The 759-nt window shown below is 46.2% G+C and carries 1 protein-coding gene; it reads right to left on the minus strand.

Features of this window, described 5'->3' with window-relative positions:
• Positions 1-711, minus strand: a 711-nt coding sequence (locus tag ACWHAR_RS26390) for a UvrD-helicase domain-containing protein (RefSeq protein WP_452088339.1), incomplete at its 3' end; no start/stop codon positions are given.
• Positions 712-759 lie beyond the last annotated feature (48 nt).

The following is a 759-nucleotide window of genomic DNA, read 5'->3' on the forward strand; positions in this document are numbered from 1 at the left end:
CTTAACGAGCATGTATTGCGCCCTGTTCGTATCCCGATACTCATCAACATGGATGTACTGGAATTTGCGCTGATAAAATTCTAGCACTTCAGGCACTCGGTCAAACAGTTTAATCGTCGTCATAATCAAATCGTCAAAATCGAGCGACTGGTTTTTCAATAGCTTCTTCTGATAATCAGCATATACATCGCTGACCACCTGATCGTAGTAGCCGCCAGCAACTTTAGAGAATTCCTCCGGTTCGGTCAATTCGTTTTTCGCACTGCTGATCGTACCGAGGATGCTTCTCGGGTCAAACTTCTTCGGATCAAGATTGCGCTCCTTCAAAATCCCCTTGATCACTGAAAGCTGGTCAGCCGTATCAAGGATGGAGAAATTTCGGTTGATCCCAATCCGGTCGATATCTCTGCGCAAGATCCGCACGCACATGCTGTGGAATGTGGAAATCCAGATATCGTCCGCGCCGGGTCCAAGGATGCTTTCCACACGTTCTTTCATTTCGCGTGCCGCTTTATTTGTAAATGTGATCGCCAGAATGTTCCACGGCGCCACATGCTTCTCTGCCATTAAATAAGCAATTCTGTGTGTCAGGACACGCGTCTTTCCGCTTCCCGCTCCCGCCATCAGCAAAAGAGGCCCGTCCGTTGTTTTGACTGCTTCCTGCTGAACGGGGTTTAAACCGCTTAGTAATTGATTGCTAATATAATTCAAAATTTGTTCACCCGCCTATACAAAACATATGTTCTATCATAAACCAAA

This window comes from Bacillus sp. LR--39 (genome assembly GCF_053613335.1).